Raw genomic sequence first — 300 nt, forward strand, 5'->3', positions numbered from 1 at the left:
ACCGGCGAGCGAGCCGTCCGGGCCGTCGACCAGGTCACCCTCGACATCGAGACCGGCGAGATCTTCGGCGTCATCGGCTACTCCGGCGCCGGCAAGAGCACGCTGGTCCGACTGGTGAACGCGCTCGAGCCGGTGACGTCGGGCCGGCTGGTGGTAGCCGGCCGCGACGTCACCGCGCTCGGCGAGTCCGAGCTGCGCAAGCTCCGCGGCGACATCGGCATGATCTTCCAGCAGTTCAACCTCATGAGCGCGCGCACCGTCGCCGGCAACGTCGCGTTCCCGCTCAAGGTGGCCGGCTGG

The 300-nt window shown here is 70.7% G+C and carries 1 protein-coding gene; it reads left to right on the plus strand.

Translation table 11 applies throughout. The features are described 5' to 3' along the window. Window positions 1-300 (plus strand): ATP-binding cassette domain-containing protein (locus E1269_RS32035; RefSeq protein WP_131902313.1); only part of this gene is annotated, 300 nt, incomplete at both ends.

The organism is Jiangella asiatica (genome assembly GCF_004349065.1).
In the GTDB taxonomy this organism is placed as follows: Bacteria; Actinomycetota; Actinomycetes; order Jiangellales; family Jiangellaceae; genus Jiangella; species Jiangella asiatica.